General features: G+C 61.8%; 2 protein-coding genes and 1 pseudogene. All 3 read right to left on the minus strand.

The features are described 5' to 3' along the window. Window positions 1-119: helix-turn-helix transcriptional regulator (locus tag WBR68_RS30960; RefSeq protein WP_370641305.1), on the minus strand; the 119-nt coding region annotated here is incomplete at its 3' end. 12 nt (window positions 120-131) lie between these two features. After that, window positions 132-410, minus strand: a complete 279-nt coding sequence (locus WBR68_RS30965; protein ID WP_230696212.1) for a type II toxin-antitoxin system RelE/ParE family toxin — start codon at window positions 408-410, stop codon at window positions 132-134. An 84-nt stretch (window positions 411-494) separates the two neighbouring features. Further along, window positions 495-1,542: pseudogene (locus WBR68_RS30970) on the minus strand (hypothetical protein); the annotation flags it as partial.

The raw sequence follows: 1,542 nt of genomic DNA on the forward strand, positions 1-1,542 counted from the left end.
ACCCGGGAAAGTGCCACCCGCGACATGGCCAGCCGGTCAGCAGCCTCGGTCACAGATAGCCCCAAGGGGGCAATTACATCCTCCCGGAGAATTTCACCGGGATGCGGAGGGTTGTGCATCATGATTGGCTCCTAGTGGTAGTCCTGATAATCGACCAGTTCAGCACCGGCCTCGGTAAAGCGAAATGTCACGCGCCAGTTGCCGTTGACCCAGACTGACCAATGCTCGGCCAGACCGCCCTTGAGCGAATGCAACTTATAGCCTGGGATATTCATATCCTGCGGCCCCTTCGCCACATCGAGCAGGGCCAGGATGCGGCCCAGCTTGTTGGCGTGTGCCGCCTGAATTCCTCGGGTTGAACCGGTGCGGTAGAAGATCTCAAGACCTTTGTGGCGAAATCCGATGATCATGCGGTATTGTATCCCGTAACGATACACGATGCAATGGGGTGGCGCGCAAAATTGGCGAGCTACCCCCTTCCCTTCCCTAGTGGCTTACTCTCCCGCTGCCGCCTCCTGCGAAATCGGCTTCGGGTTCGACAGCAAAGGCTTCCCGCGCATCAGTTCCGGCACCCATCCCTTCCCATCGAGCAACTGCTCGGCTGCGGCGGCGGCCTGCGCCTTCTTCATCGCAAGGAGCGGCTTCGCCTGCTCGGCATCGACCGCCTCCGTGACCACTGCCGCGATTTGGTCCTTGGACACGTGGGCAAGGTACGACTGCGCGGTGGGCTTCCACCACTTGCTCATGTCCAGCCCAACCACTTCTCCCAGGCGGTCCAGGTGCCGGGGTTCCGCGCCATAGGAATGGCATTGGCGGCGGTAAATTGAAATGCTGGAGAGCACGGCAAGCAATTCGATGAGGTCCGCCTGCGGCTGCGCCAGCAGCCAGGGAAGCACCGCCGCGTCGTCTTCCGGTACGTTCTTGGTGACGGCTTCAATCTGCTCCTGAACCCGCGCCCAGGCTGGGCAGCCCTTGATGTCCGCGTCCGTGTTCGCAAGCTCATGATGCGCTGGCCGCAATGCGAGGTCGAATGAGTCACCGGCGCTGCTGGACCGGCTCCCGTCGAAGTCGCCCAGCATCTGCTCAATGAGCAGGCAAAGCGCCAAGTTCGGGCGGGCCATAATTTCGGCCTGGAGCGCAATGACGCGTTGCGCCTGGAGCCGGTTGGTCAGCGCCTCAGAATGCACGGGCCGGGTCTTGACCGGAGGCAGGTCCACACCCGCCGTCGTGTCGCCCTCCCCTGCTTTGCCCCGCATGATGTGCGCCACGGCCTCGCGTTCGTCCTGGCGGATCAGGCCACGGGTGACGGTAAGCTCGCCGTCATAGGTCAGGTGCACGATGGCACCGCCCACTGCCTTCAACTCAGCCGGGTAGTTGTAAAGCTCGTCGCGAATGGCGCGGATCTCGCCTTGGTAGCCGCGAATCAATGCCCGAACCTTATCGAGGTCGGATTCGTCGTAGCCTTCAACGGCGCGCAAGCCATCCAGCTTTTCCTGTGCGGTGGACACCTTTTTCTCCAGCGCTTCAATCTGCTTGGCCTGA

Origin of the sequence: Achromobacter sp. JD-1, from assembly GCF_038594925.1 — a bacterium.
Lineage (GTDB): Bacteria > Pseudomonadota > Gammaproteobacteria > Burkholderiales > Burkholderiaceae_B > Achromobacter > Achromobacter spanius_C.